18 protein-coding genes are annotated in these 16,791 nt (G+C 44.7%); all 18 read right to left on the bottom strand.

What is annotated here, in order from left to right:
* Positions 1 to 51: 51 nt before the first annotated feature.
* Positions 52 to 3,624 carry a hypothetical protein gene (locus tag SALPA_RS22585; protein WP_145099296.1) on the bottom strand — a complete coding sequence of 1,191 codons (3,573 nt, stop codon included), beginning with the start codon at positions 3,622 to 3,624 and terminating at the stop codon, positions 52 to 54.
* A gap of 2 nt (positions 3,625 to 3,626) precedes the next feature.
* Positions 3,627 to 3,770, bottom strand: a complete 144-nt coding sequence (locus tag SALPA_RS29255; protein ID WP_186451194.1) for a hypothetical protein — start codon at positions 3,768 to 3,770, stop codon at positions 3,627 to 3,629.
* A 38-nt stretch (positions 3,771 to 3,808) separates the two neighbouring features.
* A complete protein-coding gene (locus tag SALPA_RS22580) occupies positions 3,809 to 4,273 on the bottom strand; it encodes a hypothetical protein (RefSeq protein ID WP_145099293.1) in 465 nt (154 codons plus the stop codon).
* Between the two features lie 51 nt (positions 4,274 to 4,324).
* Entirely contained in the window at positions 4,325 to 5,410 is a 1,086-nt protein-coding gene (locus SALPA_RS22575) for a hypothetical protein (RefSeq protein ID WP_145099290.1), read from the bottom strand.
* A 4-nt stretch (positions 5,411 to 5,414) separates the two neighbouring features.
* Positions 5,415 to 5,849, bottom strand: coding sequence for a hypothetical protein (locus tag SALPA_RS22570; RefSeq protein ID WP_145099287.1), 435 nt, complete (start codon positions 5,847 to 5,849; stop codon positions 5,415 to 5,417).
* A complete protein-coding gene (locus SALPA_RS22565; protein ID WP_145099284.1) occupies positions 5,846 to 6,220 on the bottom strand; it encodes a hypothetical protein in 375 nt (124 codons plus the stop codon). Before SALPA_RS22565 ends, SALPA_RS22570 begins: the two co-directional genes overlap by 4 nt.
* Positions 6,217 to 6,702 carry a hypothetical protein gene (locus SALPA_RS22560; RefSeq protein WP_145099281.1) on the bottom strand — a complete coding sequence of 162 codons (486 nt, stop codon included), beginning with the start codon at positions 6,700 to 6,702 and terminating at the stop codon, positions 6,217 to 6,219. Before SALPA_RS22560 ends, SALPA_RS22565 begins: the two co-directional genes overlap by 4 nt.
* A 39-nt stretch (positions 6,703 to 6,741) precedes the next feature.
* Entirely contained in the window at positions 6,742 to 7,788 is a 1,047-nt protein-coding gene (locus SALPA_RS22555; RefSeq protein ID WP_145099278.1) for a major capsid protein, read from the bottom strand.
* Between the two features lie 30 nt (positions 7,789 to 7,818).
* Positions 7,819 to 8,217, bottom strand: coding sequence for a hypothetical protein (locus SALPA_RS22550; RefSeq protein WP_222428095.1), 399 nt, complete (start codon positions 8,215 to 8,217; stop codon positions 7,819 to 7,821).
* Positions 8,218 to 8,236: 19 nt separating this feature from the next.
* Complete coding sequence (locus SALPA_RS22545) at positions 8,237 to 9,001, bottom strand: hypothetical protein (protein ID WP_145099272.1); 765 nt, start codon at positions 8,999 to 9,001, stop codon at positions 8,237 to 8,239.
* A 116-nt stretch (positions 9,002 to 9,117) separates the two neighbouring features.
* On the bottom strand, positions 9,118 to 9,483 hold the full coding sequence (locus SALPA_RS22540; protein WP_145099269.1) for a hypothetical protein: 366 nt from the start codon (positions 9,481 to 9,483) through the stop codon (positions 9,118 to 9,120).
* Entirely contained in the window at positions 9,473 to 11,071 is a 1,599-nt protein-coding gene (locus SALPA_RS22535) for a hypothetical protein (RefSeq protein WP_145099266.1), read from the bottom strand. The genes SALPA_RS22540 and SALPA_RS22535 overlap by 11 nt, the downstream gene beginning before the upstream one ends.
* Entirely contained in the window at positions 11,061 to 12,635 is a 1,575-nt protein-coding gene (locus SALPA_RS22530; RefSeq protein ID WP_145099263.1) for a hypothetical protein, read from the bottom strand. Before SALPA_RS22530 ends, SALPA_RS22535 begins: the two co-directional genes overlap by 11 nt.
* Positions 12,636 to 12,647: 12 nt before the next feature.
* A complete protein-coding gene (locus SALPA_RS22525; protein WP_145099260.1) occupies positions 12,648 to 14,042 on the bottom strand; it encodes a terminase in 1,395 nt (464 codons plus the stop codon).
* Positions 14,039 to 14,863: a phage terminase small subunit-related protein gene (locus SALPA_RS22520; RefSeq protein ID WP_145099257.1), complete on the bottom strand. Its 825-nt coding sequence runs from the start codon at positions 14,861 to 14,863 to the stop codon at positions 14,039 to 14,041. Before SALPA_RS22520 ends, SALPA_RS22525 begins: the two co-directional genes overlap by 4 nt.
* A 21-nt stretch (positions 14,864 to 14,884) precedes the next feature.
* Positions 14,885 to 15,184 carry a hypothetical protein gene (locus SALPA_RS22515; RefSeq protein WP_222428094.1) on the bottom strand — a complete coding sequence of 100 codons (300 nt, stop codon included), beginning with the start codon at positions 15,182 to 15,184 and terminating at the stop codon, positions 14,885 to 14,887.
* Positions 15,185 to 15,255: 71 nt separating this feature from the next.
* Positions 15,256 to 16,242 carry a DNA cytosine methyltransferase gene (locus SALPA_RS22510; RefSeq protein WP_186451193.1) on the bottom strand — a complete coding sequence of 329 codons (987 nt, stop codon included), beginning with the start codon at positions 16,240 to 16,242 and terminating at the stop codon, positions 15,256 to 15,258.
* Positions 16,223 to 16,753 (bottom strand): ParB/Srx family N-terminal domain-containing protein, encoded by a 531-nt coding sequence (locus SALPA_RS22505; protein WP_145099251.1) that lies wholly within the window; start codon positions 16,751 to 16,753, stop codon positions 16,223 to 16,225. The genes SALPA_RS22510 and SALPA_RS22505 overlap by 20 nt, the downstream gene beginning before the upstream one ends.
* Positions 16,754 to 16,791 lie beyond the last annotated feature (38 nt).

The raw sequence follows: 16,791 nt of genomic DNA, 5'->3' as shown, positions 1-16,791 counted from the left end.
ATCATCACCTCTTTTGGCCTCAATATATCATTTTCTACCGTTTTTTGTCAATTATCCGGGGATATTCAAAATTCTCTTTATCGTTCCGGCATCGTCTTTGATGTAGTTTAGTAAAGCCCTTTTCCCCTCACGAGTCTGCACAAATTTGCCCATTAAATTTGGATCAATGATATTCATAATATTAAACGGAATAGTAGTGCTATTGTTACTAACAAGCGATGCAGAAAGTTCTTGTGGTCCAGGGATATCCGCAATGCTCCTATTGGTCAGAGAACCTCCTACAGCATATTTTTGCAACATTCCTACTGGCACCTGACCACTGTTCAATCGTTCAAGAAATGCGGCACCATACTTTTTCACAGCGGCCCCGCGCATAACGAATTCCCCGTTAGCAATGCGGATGAATTTGCGTAGATTGCCTACCCAGGCTAAAATACTGTCAGATGTTTCGGTACCAGGCCCGGATACTTTTCCGCTATCCATACTACCGCCTTCGGCAAAACTAAAAGGCTTTGTTATATCAATGCTTGTAGGGAATTTAAAAGTCGAACTAGAGTTTCCACTTGCAGAATTGCCATAACTGCCTAAACCAAATGCCGACATAAGCCGCTTCGTCATTTCTTGAGCATATATCTTTTGGATTGACTGTAAAACAGTGATTGCAAGGTTACGGAATGCCTCACCAAGATTCTTACACTCAATTACACCACGTTCGAGAAAATCTAACAGGCCATCTTCTAGCCCTTGTTTTCCAGCTTGTTCGATTTTTTCAATGAGAGCTGGAGTTTTAGCTAACTCCCTGTTAAGTCTCGCAGATTGCTCAAGATCAGCAATCGTAGCCGCATTTCTATTTTCACCTTCAAATCTATCAATTTCTCGAAGGTTTTGTGCTTCTCTTTCTTGTTCAGTCGCCCGTTTAGCAGCAGCCTGCCTTGTCACCTCATCAATCTTATCCTGCTTTTGTCGGCTGGTCAAATTCCGATCAATATTGATCATGGAAATTTCGTTTTGCAGTTCGGCGTCAATCCGGGCAATAACGGCATCTGCAAAATCATTCACCGACTTCACAATCTGCCGTAACAAAGCCCGTGCCGAATTAGACAGGCTAACATCGCCCCGAGCGTCCGCATCCGTGATAATCCGCTGTAATTCTGCAATCATTTTGTCGGTCTTGGCCTTATACTGCGCGGAATACTCATCCGTAACCTGCGTGGCAGTTTTAGTGCCGGCAGCCAGTTCATTCATAAGGGATTCCTGGGTGGTTACCAGTTGACCGTTGGCAAGTTCGAAGTTTTTCTGGATCTGGGAGAAGTCGAGCTTGGAAAACTCGGATTTTTGCAGCCTATCAATATCATCCAGAATTTCTTTCTTACGATTTTCAGGAAGTAAGCTATTGTTGAATTTTTTCTTTAAATCTGCGTATTTAGCAACAAGTTCCGCTTTCTGCTGGCTGGACACATCGCCCTTAGCTTCAGCTAGTGATTTAACAATCTCATCAGCTTGATCCATGAGTTCAAGAATTGAATTTAAGTATTCTAATCCACTTTTGGTTAAGACCTGTCCAATGCGTATCTTTGCCTGCGCAGCAAAGGACGCGGTAAAATCTTTAGCATTAAAATCAAGATGTCCGGCAGTAGCCTTTTCTGATGGATTTGCGTACTCATCAAGTACCTTTAAACCAATAGATTCTGCATAAGCGATCACCTTATCACGGATACCATTTACATTCTTTTCAAGCAGTTCTGATGTGGCATCATCAACCACATCAAACTTGGTGCCACCAACGTGACCGCCCCAGTCACGCAACCCCGAAGAAACAACCATTTGCCGACCTGTCTGCTGATAAAAATAGGCTGCTAAGGAATTAATGGCCGCCTTGGCATTATCCTGCAGTCCATCAATATTGACATTCTCAACCTCTTTACGCCATGCATCGCTGGCACCGGTCATGGCACCTATGGCCTTATTAACATCATCAAGGTTCGTGCCAAAGGTTCTAAGTTTTTCGATTTCAATGTTAAGCTCTTCATTGGCCTTAGAAACAGCAACATTTTTTTCGCTGTCTTTATCATACTGAGCACCTTGAATAGCTTCAAATTTTCTTTGAGCCTCGTCAACAGTTACTTGCTGAATTTTAATTTCAAGTTCAGTTTTACGCCGGGCATATTCTTCAGCGGAAATCATGGACTGCTTAAAAAGTACTTCAATACTCTCTTGTTCTCGCTTGATCTCTGCAATCGCTTTTTTGGCATCAGCTTCGATTGAGGCAAGAGCCATTTTCAACGCGGATTGTGAGTTTTCGACAGCCTTTTTGTTGTCTGGATATTTGGCGGTAATGTTTCCAGGGTCCGCAGGTGGCAGGCCAGGCGGAACATAGTCTCTATCACCCCGTGTATTATCGTCGCTGGAAGAATTGACAGGAGTCTTTACCCCCGTTTTTCTCGCTGATACATCAAACCAATTTGCTAACCATCCTGTAGCCTCTTTGATATCATGCGCCAAATCCCGAAAACCTTGGGCAAAGAAATCAATAACAGGTCTGGTTTCTTTCAATATGATTCTGAGACTGTCGCCCACCATGGAGCCAATATCCTTCAATGACCCCCATAAATCCTTGCAGGCCGGAACTACATCTTCCCCAATCCAGGAAAAAGACGGTGCCAGGTCCTTAGCCAGTGACTTCATTTCAGAAAGAATGCCGTTTACCTCTTCCGCCGAGGAAGCGAATGCAGGGTTTAGATGAATTTCTCCAGTCTTGTCATCCACTTCACCGATTGCATCTGATATGGCCGATAGACCTTCTTTTATTGGCTCCTCGAACTTCGATGCAAACGCTGCACCACCTTGCGTAAACACTTCTTCAAGCTGGTCCATACGGCCCCGCATAGTATCAGGAAAACGCTTAGATGTCTCCTCAAATCCTTTCATGCGGTCCATCAAAAATTTAAAGAGTCCTTCAGAAGAATTCTTTGCTTTTTCAATATCAGCATCAGTAAGACCTAACGCCGTTGCCAGCGTAGAACCTGATGCCGTAATACCACCTTGAATTAAGTCCCTAATTTCCTGAACAGTTTGCTGTGCCGGTACTTTTAATGATTTTAGCGCGTTCACACTGACAGTGGTTAGCTGGCGAATTTGTTCAATAGTCATCCCAGCCTGTACACCGGGGGCTAGCGCAGCCAAGAAGGCATCTCGAAGCTCATCGACATTAGCCGCTGTGCGTAACGCGTCCTGTTGGAGCTTTTTCATAGTATCGCTACTGATTTGTATAGCTTCATTGAACGATACTGCTTTTCCGTCAATCAATGTCATAGACTGAAGAATACCTGCCATACCAAGGCGTGTAGTTTCAGTATCCATTGAAAATTTAAACCCCGGTCCCAATACAGCCGCTGCAGTGTCTTTAATCTCCCGTAAAATGCCTACAATCCCAGCTCCAACAATGGTTATCTTACTAAGCTTATCCAATAAACCGCCTGCTGATTTGGTGGCACTATCAAACCCTGCGCCCGACCCGGCTTTCTTGACACTATCACCAGTTTGAGTTGCCACCCCGGCCACTTGCTTCAAGGCGGCTATGGTCTGTGCATTCTCAGTCGATATGGTGATTTGTATTCTTGCCATGCCTACCCCTCCACAATCTTGGTAATGTATTTATCCAGATCCTTACCATCAGCCCAAACAGCCGCGCGTACATCATACATATAGTCAATCCTGGCCATAACGGCATCAGCATAGAAAAAGAGCATCTGGTCCAGCGTATATTCCATGATCTCGCTGAACAGATGCCCTTCTCGTTTGAGAGTCTTTACAATGTCGCCCCAGGTTGCGCTTTGGCTCTGATCCGCGCCGGAATCGGGCGCAGGGTTTTCATAAAAAAACCGAGGTGTCGCTCCACAATCGTCAGGATAATTTGGCAGGCTTCCTCAATGTTCGGCCCCCGTTTTTCGTCCAAGAAGAATTCTTTCGGCTGGCGGCAATAAATAGCCATGACTTCCACAACCTCATCGAAATGGGATTCAACAAACTCATTTACCTTGTTCACGACTAAGTCGTCAATTTCTAAAGTAGACGTTCCGTCTGCCTGCTCTCCCGCAGCTACCTGCATTCCATTCCTGGCTTCCAACAGAACAAAAACACCCACACCGATTGAATTAATCAATGAAACCACCTTAGGCAGCTTAGCAAAAGAAAACGGCTTGATAACAATGGTTTCACCACTGGCCAGAGTAATATCACAATCAGGTATTAGAGTCTCTAACTCTTTATCCATAAATATTCATCCCTTCAAAGCAATAGGCGCGGAACTACTCCGCGCCTATTGTTATTTTAATTTTACTAATCGGTGCAATGGCTCATCCGGGTGGTTCTCACTGTCATCCAGGCAGGTCACCGTGATATCAAACCCTGCATAATCTGTGCCGATCATGGGGATTTCCCCGTTTGGCGTAATAGTTACTTTCCAGAACTCGCCATTGTAGGCAGCACCCTTTGAGGGGTCTCCCAAGAATAGCATGTACCCCCTAATGCTTTTGGCTGTATTAGCAGCTATTTTAGGAAACTTACCTTCAGGTATATTATAGTCAAGATAGACATTTGTTCCATCCGGTATCGTTGAAGTCTCCGGAATTTGAATTAATCCCCCGCGCGAAAGCACCTCATCTGTCTTAAAATCTTTACCGGCCACATACTCCATTTGCGTTGGAGTTACATGTATTTTCCAAGTATCGCCAACAGCAAAAGTTTGTCCGGCATCCAAATGGAAAGTAACTTGAATTCCTAATTCCAAAGTAATTGCTGACGCAGTGACCGGTGTCTCGGTACCAAAAACTCCGGATAAGCCTTTTTTCCATTGAATTTTGCATCCGGTCACAGCTCCCAGAGCTGTAGGTGCTACACTTACTGTCACATAATAATCTTCGATTGCCGTCCCGGTATACAAACCACCCGAAGTAACCATCCCATCTCCTATTAACGTCCCAAAAGGAACAGCTTCATCAATAGAAGCCGGCAAACCGGTTTGGCGTTTCACTTTTATATTGGATATGTTATAGGTATTAAGTTGAATATAGCGCCCTATTTGTGCTTTTTGTTTCTCGTTAACAACAATTTTAGCCGCCTGATTGATAATCCCCTCAGTACCATATAAAGCTAACGCAAGATTGGCCGGGTCAAATTCTTCAATGGTAAGATCAGCAGAGGCTTTTTTATCTGTTACAGCTTCATCATAAGTAGACTTGGCCGCGTTCATTGAAGACTTTTTTTCGACTTTAGTCACATCGGTTTTTAAGTTAAATTTCGGCACATTGCCCAAATGTCTAAGACCGGTACGATTGTCATCGTCATCAAACCGGTCAAAAAATACTTGGCCAGAGCCTATATATAGGTTTTTTGCACTTGGTGTTGACATAGGTTTATCGCCTCCATTCAATTTTTACTATCATTCGTATCCCCATCAGCGGCCGATTTGACTCCGCATCGGAAATTGCATCCTTTACATCAATATTTGTGCTTATCTCCAGTTCTTCAAGTAATGCGTCTGACCATCGCACCAGCACAGTACATACCCGTTCCATAAGATCAGCCATTACCGCATAAGCTGCTGATGGATCTCTATCATCATTACGAATCCATAGATCAATCCATAGATTAAGTTCCCCTTTATCAGTCTTATACAAAGAGAGGCCATCTTCAGAATCCCAGATAATCTCCATGCAAGGATAGGGATCTTTTGGCTTCTTGGCACCGGCGCGAACATCAACACCGTCGAGTTCCGGCTGCACTCGGGAGTAATCCCTGAAATGCTTAATCAGCAGCCACCAAATAAGGTATTGTTTCGCGTCACTCATGCACGTTTCATCTCCACTGTCATCGGGAAACGGCGTTTTTCGGGGGGATTGCCACCAAGAAGTAATTCCGGTGTAATCATCCGCGACAAACGATCCACTTCTTTGGCCCAGACTTGGCGTTTCTTCTCATATGCGTCTTCACCATCGCCGCTAGCATTCATTAAAGAACTATTCCGGGCAGTGATCGTCAAGGTTAAAGCTGCGGCCAGTTTTTTTACAGTGTTGGGGGCCGGATTAGGAATCTTTGCCGGATTCACATTCAGAGACCGGGCCAAATCATCAATTTCATTACCGGCTTCCTGTAAGTCATCTTCTGTAACCAGTTTTTTTAGAAGTTCGTCTCGAATATCATCAATAAAGCAATAGATCATAGGCCCGCCTCCTTAATTGCCCTGTCGGCATAACGGTTAAAAACATCATTAATATGCTGCTGGTTAGTTTCGCCGGCTTCGTAAATGAATTGATCACGTTTAGTCCCGGGGTGCTTAACCATTTTGGCAAATCGGAATCCTGATCCATTAGACCATCTAAGCCATTTCTTAGTCCGTGGTCGAATAATATGAGGCGGCGTTCCATCATGTACATATGGACCATAGGTTCCGGCCGGACTATTAGGATCGATCTGGACAATGCCAATAACTTCATGGCCAGGTGTTATTTGCACATCGGTATCAATCGCTAATTCCAGGTTCCCACTTCGGCTTCGAAACCTATGTTTTACCCTGGCGGTTTTCTGTACGTCACGAGTTGATACTTTAGCCGCAAGCATCATGTTGTGCTGAAAAGTATCTGGAAACCGCTGTTTAAGTGCCTGAACCGCCTCTTCATTTCTAAATGAGTATTTGATATCCATAGCAGACCCCCACAATAAAAGAGGCCATATAGGCCTCGTTTATGCTACATTTGCGATAATTACTGAATCCGCCATTTCAAAACTCGGCAGACAAATTGCAGATACAATCGTTTCCACATTTACCGGGTGCACCTTTTTGTATGAGGTAACGGCAACACCGGTATTAACAATCTGAACTTGCGCTTGACTAGCACCCGTCATCAGGTCAGCTTCTTCCGGAGTGGTACCATAATAGGTTTCGCCAAGTTTTCCATCCGGTAATAGGGTAAACACATTGTCAGGGAAAAACTGTTGACTGGCGCCGGCTACAGTCAAAGCATATTTTTTAGTGTAAACAGTAATGGTAAGACCCAGTTTGTTAATGAAATACTGCTGCAGCATATTATCGGTCATAATGATGTTCTGTCCTTTTTCCACATTCAAATCCTTCTTAATCTTTTCGTTTTGCAGCAAATATCCCCATGTTTTCCGGGTGCAGATCGCTCGGGTTGGCTTATTTCCGGTGTCATCTTCCGCAAGTTGCTGCCAATCCATAATATCTTGTACCGGATTTGAGTTGACAGTATCGCTCCATTTTGCTGTTCCACTTAAAGTAATTTTATGGGACCCTTTGAAATTATAATTGTAGTTATATTTAATACGATTGGCTTCAATGCCGATTTTACCGGTAGAAAGCAGTTGCATTCTCATCCGTTCAGCATCAACGTCAACACCTTTGACTAGATTGGTAGCATCGTCATAGATTGGTTTCACGATAGCCTGCAGTTGCGTAGCATTTTGAGCTGCCAATGCATTTAGCAGTTCTTGACGCTCTTTTTCTTTTATGACCATACGTTCACGGAAGAAGGCCATTTCCGTTTCAATACGGGACACACCAATACGTTCCCGAATTGGTGCTTCGGTATCAAATTCAGCCGGCATCAATGCGACCGGTAAGCCCTGACTTCCTTTAATCCAGCTTAGAGTCAAACCAACTTTCTTCTGTGACGGAAACAACACTTCTCCGAGATAAGGAATTGTATTAGACGCCACGCCCTGCCAATAGATTGCAATTTCCCTTGGATTAACCAAATCAAAAATATCCATGAATAAGTCACTCTCCCTATTTTTATTGCATTAGGCTAAGAACACGACACGGCCAGCCATAACCTTCGCAGCATTAGCATGGGGCATCTCCGGCAATTTACCTAAATCAATAAAGCCGTGAATTATCATCGCCCCCGATGCCGGACCATATGTAACATCAACATCATTGAGCAGAACGCCTTCCGCATCAACCGCCGCCCCTGCTTCACCAGCTGCACCGTCGGAGTTCTTTTCGCAAACCAATTGCGTCTCATCCGCAAGCACAGAAGCGGATACACCACCGACATTCGTTCCAGCCGGAACAATTTTTTTGCCATCGGCATTTGCAGTAATACCAGTATCATCAACAGTTACTGCAATGGCCACAACATGATCAGGAAACTTCAAAACATTCTTTTTGCTAAAATAATCAGTTTGTATAAATTTCATGATTGCACCATCCTTTTACTTATTTATTAGATCCACCAAAATAATGGTTCTCTGCCTGTTGCAACCGCTCTGTCGGCTGATTGGATTTTAACAGAGATTCAGCAAAACTGGGTTTACCTCCATTTCCACCGCCACCGCCAGACCCTGCTCCGGGATTCTGGTTGTTAGCTAAAAATTCCGGGTTAGTATCCAGCCAGGCCTTTACACCATCAGAAACCTTAATCTCATCTCCATCGTCCTTTACAAAAACAACGGAATCATCATCGGTGATTTTGACTTTGTCAGACAGGATCTTGAGTAACTGGTCAGGTTTTATAGCCTTGTGTTCTGTCAAGGCGGCAAGCAACTCCCTGTTGCGTTCGCTATTATGCCGCTTCGCTCTTTCTTCTGTGGCCGTCTTTTCGAAGGTTAACTGGGCATCAGTTGCCTTTTTTAAATCGCGCCGTAACTTAGCTATTTCACCTTGCAACTGCGCAATCTCCGGCGCGCCTTTACCGCCATTTTTCAAAGCCTCTTCCTGTTTTGCTTTCAGATCAGCCAGTGCCGCTTCCAGATCTTCCACGTCATCGGCGACACCAGTATGATCATGGAATTTTTCCAGGCGCTCCGTAGCCTTTTTGAATTTTTCCTCAGTTCCCTGGAGAGTCTTTGTCAGGGTTTTATATTGGTTCCCTTTTTGGTTTAACTCCGCTTCTTTGGCGGCAATAATAGCTTTTAATGCTTCAGCAAATTTGGATCCCTCCGGGAGTTTGGCCAATGCAGCCAGCAATTCTTCCAGTGTCAAAGTGTTCATCCTCCTTATTTTTACGCATAGAAAAAGCGCCTTGCGGCGCCACAATGTATTATAGAGATTTACGCATCCGATCCACCCCCTAAAAGGCAATAGAAAAACCGCCTTAGTTAGGCGGTTAATGTTGCTGCATGGTCTTCATTTGTGTTTGTTCTTAAATGAGTTTTGCGGTTAATTAAATCAATAACCAAATCTCCATTTACTACTTTATCAAGGTGTGCCCACCAGTGAGTAATTGGTTTTTGATTTTGAAAGCTATATACTTTGCTTAACTCATTGTAGAATTCGTGAGCTCTTTCCACTAGTCTCCTATCGTACTCGTATAGAAGACTTTGTTCTTCAACCGATAGTAAATTATATTGTTCTTCCAAAGTATCACGAATCGCAAGGGTATTGATTAGTTCAAACGGACTTCCTTCGCCGCATTCCTCAATATCCATACCATAATTTTTAATTAACTGCAAATTAGTCAGCATGTTCTAACCTCCCTACGGTTCCTAACTTTTTAAATCCTTCTTCTTCAGTAAGGTAATCATAATAATTCTTCTGATCAATGATAAACGCTGACTCCATTACGCCATCTTCCCCAACTATAACAACCCAATCCGGCAAGCCATACACAAAATAGTTTTGCAAAAAACCAGTCTTGTGATACCAATATACTTCAGTAGTTTCATTACTCAGTATATGCAATATCTGGTTATTATAATCTTCAGATGTCCAATCTGATGGAATATGTCCGTAACGTTTGCGTTTATCCACGTGTTTATCTAACTTACCAGGCTTCCACTCTGGTCCATTACTTATTATTTGTTTTCTAAGTCTCTTAGCTTTATTTAGCATATCTGATTCTATTTTAGCATTATTCATATTTCTAGACAACTGCTCGTTAAAATCATTTGAACTAAACCGTGACTTTGGCGTCTCCATTCCCGCCCAAAGTCTTAGATGATTTTGCCAAGCATCACCCATTTGCCAGGCTTTCAATCCTGAAACACCTAGTAGTTGCAATTGTTTTTCACGCGGCAATGACTCTAAAAATTTATCCAAGGCGCTCGGATTAAACTTAGCATTCTTGATTATTTGGCTCTCTTTATTGGGGTCAATGTCAAATTCGCCGACATAGATAGGCTCTATCGGACACATACAGTGAGGATGTGCCGGCCGCCGCGGGTACTTCCCTTTTGGGTATACACCTGGCCCAAGACCAAACATATCGACAGTAGCGTATATATCACATATGTCATACCGCGGATGACGGCTGTTAAGTACCCACCGGAAGGCTATAACATCAGGATCATAAAGATGTTTAGCAAAGAATGCCTCGCCCCAAGCTGCAGATATCTCTGTTCGTGCTATACGGTCAGCTATATACCTGGATTTTTCCTCGACAGCGACTTTTATGGCCCGTTCCATCGCTTCCTGGTTCATCCTTTTGGTTGCATCAAGCAGATCACCATAGGCCGCTTTCAAAGCCTTTGTTGGAGCACCCTGAACGGCTAGCTTTTTGATTTGCGACTCAGCTTGCTTAATGGCAGCCAGGTACTTCTCCATAGCCGTTTTATCACCGGCAAGTACCTTTCGTGATTGAGCAACTAACCTTTTCAGATACTCCGGTAAATCAGCCTGTACAGTTTTATGACCATATCCATAGCCATCATATAAATCCCTTGCCGTTTGTATCCAGGCTTTACCAAGACGCATGGAGGTAGCCAATGAATCGGTTATGATTTGCCTTATCTCAGGACGCGCACCATGAAGCCGTTTAGACAAATTCATTTTATCTGGTGCCCAGGCTTCATGCAAAAGAACTTTTCTCAATTCCGCATTATCAGTTCCTGGCTGGCCAAACCCCTTAATGGCAGCATTGGTAATAATCGCGATTAATTCAGACTCATGTCGGATAAAGAATCCCGTCTCTTTCAATGCCTGGGAAACAGCAGCTTTAGCCGTTTTTCCTTCGCTAATATATTTCTTAATCAATTCGATTACTTCATCTGACAGTTCCCCGTACTTACGCTGGTATTCAGCCAGTAATATATGAAGATCATCATTACGCGGCATCGCCGGTTACCCTATTTAAATCACCATTACTCGGCGTTTTTTGAATAACAGCGGTCTGTGCAGCCACTATTTCTTGCGCCCGGTTTTCATCCAGACCAAAGAATGCTTGCAGCATAACTATTGCCGCGGCAGGAGCTATTCTTCCTTCTGCAACATCAACCAACACATCCACCGCGGATGAAACTTGAGCACCATTGAAGTTATAGGTTTCATCCTGGGCGCGGGCTTCAATATCTTCAATTACGTTATCAAACTCATCTTCCGGCAGGTCATTAAGGTAAGCATCGACCGCTTTCTTTTTAACCGCTTTGTTAAAGGCACCACCGATATTAAGATCCAGTGCTTTACCAACTTTATCAAGTTCTGCTGCCACGTCTACAATGCCAAAATCATCACTGTATTTGACATCATAATTGACCTTTGAGTTTGTCCATAATTCGAATAGAACTGCGATCTCTCTCTCAGCCTGCTCACAGTTGTTGGCGAAGTCGGCCAGTGTCCGGTTTGTTGTTTCGAAATCCCAGGCTTTGGCTACACCTGAAGTTTTCTCTTGAACGCCCGTGACATGGCTTAATTCAGCCATTCGGTATATTTCGGCGATTAGATCCTTCCGCTCTTCCCGGAGTTGTTCCAGCGGGGAAGAATCCGGTGTCGCATAGTCCGGCTTGTTGGCTAGCGTCCCATCATACCCCATTACATTCTCAGTACCAGTAACAATTTCTTTGACATCTTCCTGTTCCTGTTCTTCGCCCATGGGGTAAGTAAAGATGCTAAATGACTGATTCCTGATAAGCTCATCTATCTCGGAGCAAAGGTTAAAAATTCTTTTATTAACTCTCGCGATGTTATAAAACTCGCTTTGCGGTTTCATATCACCCGGATCACGATCTTTACCGAAGAGAGGTACAACCGGTACCCGGTTAAGTTTGTGCTCCCCTGATTTATCACTTCCGTCTGCCCCTACACACTTCCAAGTCGTTTCAGTCCATGTCCATGTTTCGGTTTTTTGCCCAGTACTACCGGAATTATCAGCTGCCACAGTGTAAGTAATACTGATTAACTTCCCGGCCTTGTTAACTTGATAGGCGGTAACTTGCTTGGGCTTTACCACATATGCATAGGGGTAGGCGCGACTTTTTAATACAGCAGCCATGTTCCCCTGCTGCTCGGCAGCATTATCGACAATAATAAAGACCACAGCCTGCAGCTTAGCTATTCGGGCTGCACTTTTCATGAATTTCGGCAGTGGTGTACCGGTCGTCGTAACATCTTTGTAAAAGCCGGAAAACAAGTCAGTATCCTTTCGCCGCCGGCGCCGTTTACCGCCTATTTCAGACCCCCAGTCCCTGGCCGCTTCTACCCGGAAAACAGGGTCCACATGCGAGTTGACCACCGGTGCGACATAGTTTAAGTAATAACTGAGTTCCTTCCTTTTGGTGAACTTTTCAGCAGGCTCGCGGGGATGCTTTATGAGATAGTCACCGTTTTTGAAACCGCCTTCCCCGTGATAAGCATCGCTTAGGAACGTATAATCATCAATTGCAAAGAAATTATCTTTTTCCAACCTATCACCTCCTTAAACTTGCATGGAGAATCCTTTGCTGCGCGGTTCCCATAAGGCCAAAACTAAAGCGTCGGCCCGGTCCGGAGACTTGAGCCCACGCTTTTTCATATCTTCTTTTCTTTCAAGTTCGATTTCGCCGTCGGAGTTAACCCGGTATTTCCGGTTGCTGATCTGACTAATTTGCTGATCGTCATACCATAGGGATATGTTATTATGCCGCAGGCCTTCGCGAAGTGTACCCCACATGAGACCGGTACTATTGGCAAAACTAACGGGATCATCGGTCTTGAGCCTGCCACCACTGCCGCCGAAGTGTCCTTCATACACCCTGACATGTTTCCAACGGCGTTGGTCAATAATTTCCTTCAACCGATCGTGAACACCAACGCCCAGGCCGTCACAGTCGATTTTGACCCTTGTCGGCCGGTTGTTATACTTTTCGTTATAGCGTTCAATCATTTGAACACTGCGGCCAGTAAGCTCCATGGTGTCATTGTGATTATATATCTCGGATTTCTGCTGGTATTTCTTATCAAAGACCGGGCAAAGCACGGACTCATCATCGCCATAGCGGGCTACGTCGACACCAATATCGATAAACTTGGGATAAATTATCGTTGGCACCTTGAGGCTATTACGCTCTATCCAGTCAAGCGGCACAAAGCTATCCGGCATAGCCTTCGGGAAATCGCCGGCGACACGCACGCGGAAAACATCGCTGTCCTCTCCATACATGTCGATAATCATCTTGACGAATTCTTTGGATACGCGCGGTGAATTGCGGCCGTCCACATGAAAAACAGAATACATGCCGCGGTTCTTATTATGACTGTCGAAAAACCAGCCTGCTAACTGTGTTGGGTTTCCGCAGGCCAGCAATCCTGCACCTTCGGTAGATAGTGCACCTAATACCGGTTCAAAAATCTTATCTGATACGCCAGATGCTTCATCAAGTACATAAAAAACATGCTCAGCATGGAAACCTTGCAGTGCATCAGCTTTGACAGCGGTCCGCGGTACCGCAAACCATTCTTCGCGGTGAGCCTTGTGGTAAAACCTTTCATCCGTCCACTCGAATAGGTCACCATCCGCAGACTGCCTATTCCATTTGTTGAGTTCAGCCCAAAGAATATCATGCAGTTGGTGCTTTGTCGGTGCTGTACACGGTACCTTCGGAAATGGTCGGGAATACATGAACCATTTGATCACCCAAGACTCTACAGCTGACTTGCCAATGCCATGGCCGCTGCGAACAGATGTAAGCGGTCTGCTTGCACAACTATCTAGAATTGGACCCTGGTGGTTATCCGGAGTAGCGCCAATAACTTCTTTGACATAATCAATGGGGTGATCAGCATAGTAACGAATTACATGGGGCTCAAATAAAATAGGGGCTACAGACATCATCGGTTAGCCCACGCTTCCTGTACACGTTTAGCATGGTCTTTAGCTGCTGCATCACCCTCGTCGCCTTTATTGGCTGATTCAACACTATGTTTGAGAGCGAGTTGTCTTGTTTTCTTATCTTGAATCCGAGTAAGAGCTTCCTCCAGCTTCAAGATATCATCGATAGCCCGGCATTCGGTTTCAGTAATTTCGGTGATAACCATTTTGGATTGATCAACTGTTACAATTTTAGTCTCACCGGTAACTTCATGGGTAACCGGGATAGCAACTTTCTCTTTGACAAGCTCTTGAAGCACCTTGCGCTCTTTTTCAGTTAACCCATTCATTAATCGCCGAATCCGCTCCATCATCCGGCGTTCCCGGACCGTGATCAAGCGAATGTCCTCTTCAACTTGCGCAAGAGTATCGGTGTTAATAGCACTGCATAGCACCTGTTCTTCTTCAGTCAGGCAGTCCCACCAGATGGTTTCATACTCACCAGTAGTAACTGCCTTCTTATTGCCGAAGGGGCCTCCTGGTCCACCGCGATTTCCTACGGCATTTTTATTGCCCTTTGGCGCGCCATGGCCGGCCGCATTATGGTTACCTTTAGGAGCGCCGTGTTTCGGAGCGCTCCCTTTTGCATTTAGGAGCGCTCCTTTATTAATATCGGAGCGCTCCTGTATTCTTTCATCCCAATTATCTTCTGTTTTCCACTTTCGAATTCGCGAATCAGGTACACCTATTTCATTTGCAATATCTTTTAACTTGGCAGTACCGCCACTGTCGCTCCAGATTTGAAACGCTTTATCTCGATCAGGGTTTCTTGGTCTTCCCGCCATGCTACATATCACCCACCTCCACTACAAGTCATCACGCTGGAGCTCAATATCAAGCTCAATCAGCTTCTTTAAATCATCAACGCTGTTAATCTCTATATTGCCTTTTTGAAAGTCGTTAACCCATTTGGCAATGCCAGCTTGGACAATTTTGCGATACTTTGCTTTAGATTCGGTTATTCCTTCGATAACTGCAGCCTGATGCTGTAACAACAAGCTATTATTAGTATTTACCGAACATTTGTTTGTTTTGTTTATTGCCGACACCCCCAACCATCGTGTACAATGATTGTGAGATAGTAGTCCTTGGGAATCTGTGGCCACAGTGCAGCCTACTATCTCCTGCCGGGAGTGCCCGGGTTAGGCCGGATGTTAGCGCATCCGGCCTTTGTCATTTATGCTACTATTAAAATATTATCGCGAATGTGCTCAGCGATTGCCTTCATCAGTAACGGTGGGACGCAATTCCCCATTCTAACAATGCCTGATTTACGGTCAGTAAATTTAAATTCGTCAGGGAAGCTTGATATGCGCTTGGCTTCAGCCAACGATATGTAGCGTTCACGGTCCGGATGCACCAGCCCGGATGTACTTATTTCTGATTTAGTCAAGGTACCGCACACCCTATCCCAGCCTATCCATTGTGTAGAAATAGAGCTAGCAAAATTACCTTTTATTGCTTTATAGATAACAGGATCAGTACTCCAACTATCCGGCTGCAGCCTGGCAACCTTCAGCAGCATTTCGCCCAACATTCTGTCGTCAGGATTATTGCCGCGCAAGTCATAGCAAGCTTGCCTAAAAGTGATTGGCCGACATTGCGCTTTGGGATGGCTTGGCAGTATTCCAAGGTCCTTGCGAACGCCAATAAAGATCATCCTGGGTCGCGACTGCGGCACTCCGAAATACATGGCGTTCATCAGTCTGGCCGAAACGTTATAACCGCTTGCTTTAAGCTCCCGCATGATCGCTGCAAAGATTATTTTCATCTTCCCCTTAACCATGCCAGCCACGTTTTCCATGACAAACACCTTAGGCTGTAAACCCCTGAGCAATCGCACATACTCACGGAATAACTGATTGCGCCCGTCATGCATTTCCCTTTTACCAGACATACTAAAGCCCTGACATGGTGGGCTTCCATCGAATATATCAAGTTCTCCAGACATAAGGCCGATAATGTTCAGTATCTCTTGAACCGACAGGTTGGCAATATCGCCATGGTATACATATGTTCCAGGGTGATTAATTCGATATGTTTCGGCTGCATTATCGTCCCACTCTACAGCCATAAGCACTTTGCCTCCGGCCAATTTATACCCTAGCGAGCTACCGCCACAGCCAGCAAAAGTAGAAACTACTTTAAACCGGGAATTCTTCACCGCAATGAGGACACACCACCTTTTTCACACTCTTTTCAACGCTTTCATCATACTCAGGAAACTCCTTATCTGGGATAGAAAAGCGCGTCATGAGTTTATCCAATTCAGATTCATCAAAACCGGTCAAATCCATATCAATGGCACCGACATTTAACTCCTCAAGTAATTCAGTTAACATGGTTGGATCAATTGCAGACAGCTCCGCGATTCGGTTATCTGCGATCAGATCCGCCCATTCCTCGGCCTCTGTGGCATAGTCTTGACGATCCACAGGTACTCGCCCCACGCCCAACAATTGAGCTGCCAGCAGCCTGCCATGGCCGCGTACAACAAAACCAGAGCGGTTGCTCACTGTAATTGGAGCACGCCAGCCCTGGTTTTTTATCATCTTTGCCAAGAGTTCGATTTGTTTTTGCGGGTGCTGATTGGGATTGCGTGGATTCGGTACCAATATTGTGATGTCAACTAATTCGTCATATGCGCAGTGGATAAAAATGTTTTCTGTAGTCATTACTTCACCTCATTTCAGCAGACTCACTCGATTAGACC

Origin of the sequence: Sporomusa sp. KB1, from assembly GCF_007830295.1 — a bacterium.
Lineage (GTDB): Bacteria > Bacillota > Negativicutes > Sporomusales > Sporomusaceae > Sporomusa.
The sequence above is the reverse complement of the archived record's forward strand: the minus strand, read 5'-3'. Positions and strand labels throughout refer to the sequence as shown.

Bases quoted from the DNA above. Each gene is read 5' to 3' on its own strand.
- SALPA_RS22585 (WP_145099296.1), bottom strand. From the start codon at position 3,624: ATGGCAAGAATACAAATCACCATATCGACTGAGAATGCACAGACCATA.
- SALPA_RS29255 (WP_186451194.1), bottom strand. From the start codon at position 3,770: ATGGAATATACGCTGGACCAGATGCTCTTTTTCTATGCTGATGCCGTT.
- SALPA_RS22580 (WP_145099293.1), bottom strand. From the start codon at position 4,273: ATGGATAAAGAGTTAGAGACTCTAATACCTGATTGTGATATTACTCTG.
- SALPA_RS22575 (WP_145099290.1), bottom strand. From the start codon at position 5,410: ATGTCAACACCAAGTGCAAAAAACCTATATATAGGCTCTGGCCAAGTA.
- SALPA_RS22570 (WP_145099287.1), bottom strand. From the start codon at position 5,849: ATGAGTGACGCGAAACAATACCTTATTTGGTGGCTGCTGATTAAGCAT.
- SALPA_RS22565 (WP_145099284.1), bottom strand. From the start codon at position 6,220: ATGATCTATTGCTTTATTGATGATATTCGAGACGAACTTCTAAAAAAA.
- SALPA_RS22560 (WP_145099281.1), bottom strand. From the start codon at position 6,702: ATGGATATCAAATACTCATTTAGAAATGAAGAGGCGGTTCAGGCACTT.
- SALPA_RS22555 (WP_145099278.1), bottom strand. From the start codon at position 7,788: ATGGATATTTTTGATTTGGTTAATCCAAGGGAAATTGCAATCTATTGG.
- SALPA_RS22550 (WP_222428095.1), bottom strand. From the start codon at position 8,217: ATGAAATTTATACAAACTGATTATTTTAGCAAAAAGAATGTTTTGAAG.
- SALPA_RS22540 (WP_145099269.1), bottom strand. From the start codon at position 9,483: ATGCTGACTAATTTGCAGTTAATTAAAAATTATGGTATGGATATTGAG.
- SALPA_RS22535 (WP_145099266.1), bottom strand. From the start codon at position 11,071: ATGCCGCGTAATGATGATCTTCATATATTACTGGCTGAATACCAGCGT.
- SALPA_RS22525 (WP_145099260.1), bottom strand. From the start codon at position 14,042: ATGATGTCTGTAGCCCCTATTTTATTTGAGCCCCATGTAATTCGTTAC.
- SALPA_RS22520 (WP_145099257.1), bottom strand. From the start codon at position 14,863: ATGGCGGGAAGACCAAGAAACCCTGATCGAGATAAAGCGTTTCAAATC.
- SALPA_RS22505 (WP_145099251.1), bottom strand. From the start codon at position 16,753: ATGACTACAGAAAACATTTTTATCCACTGCGCATATGACGAATTAGTT.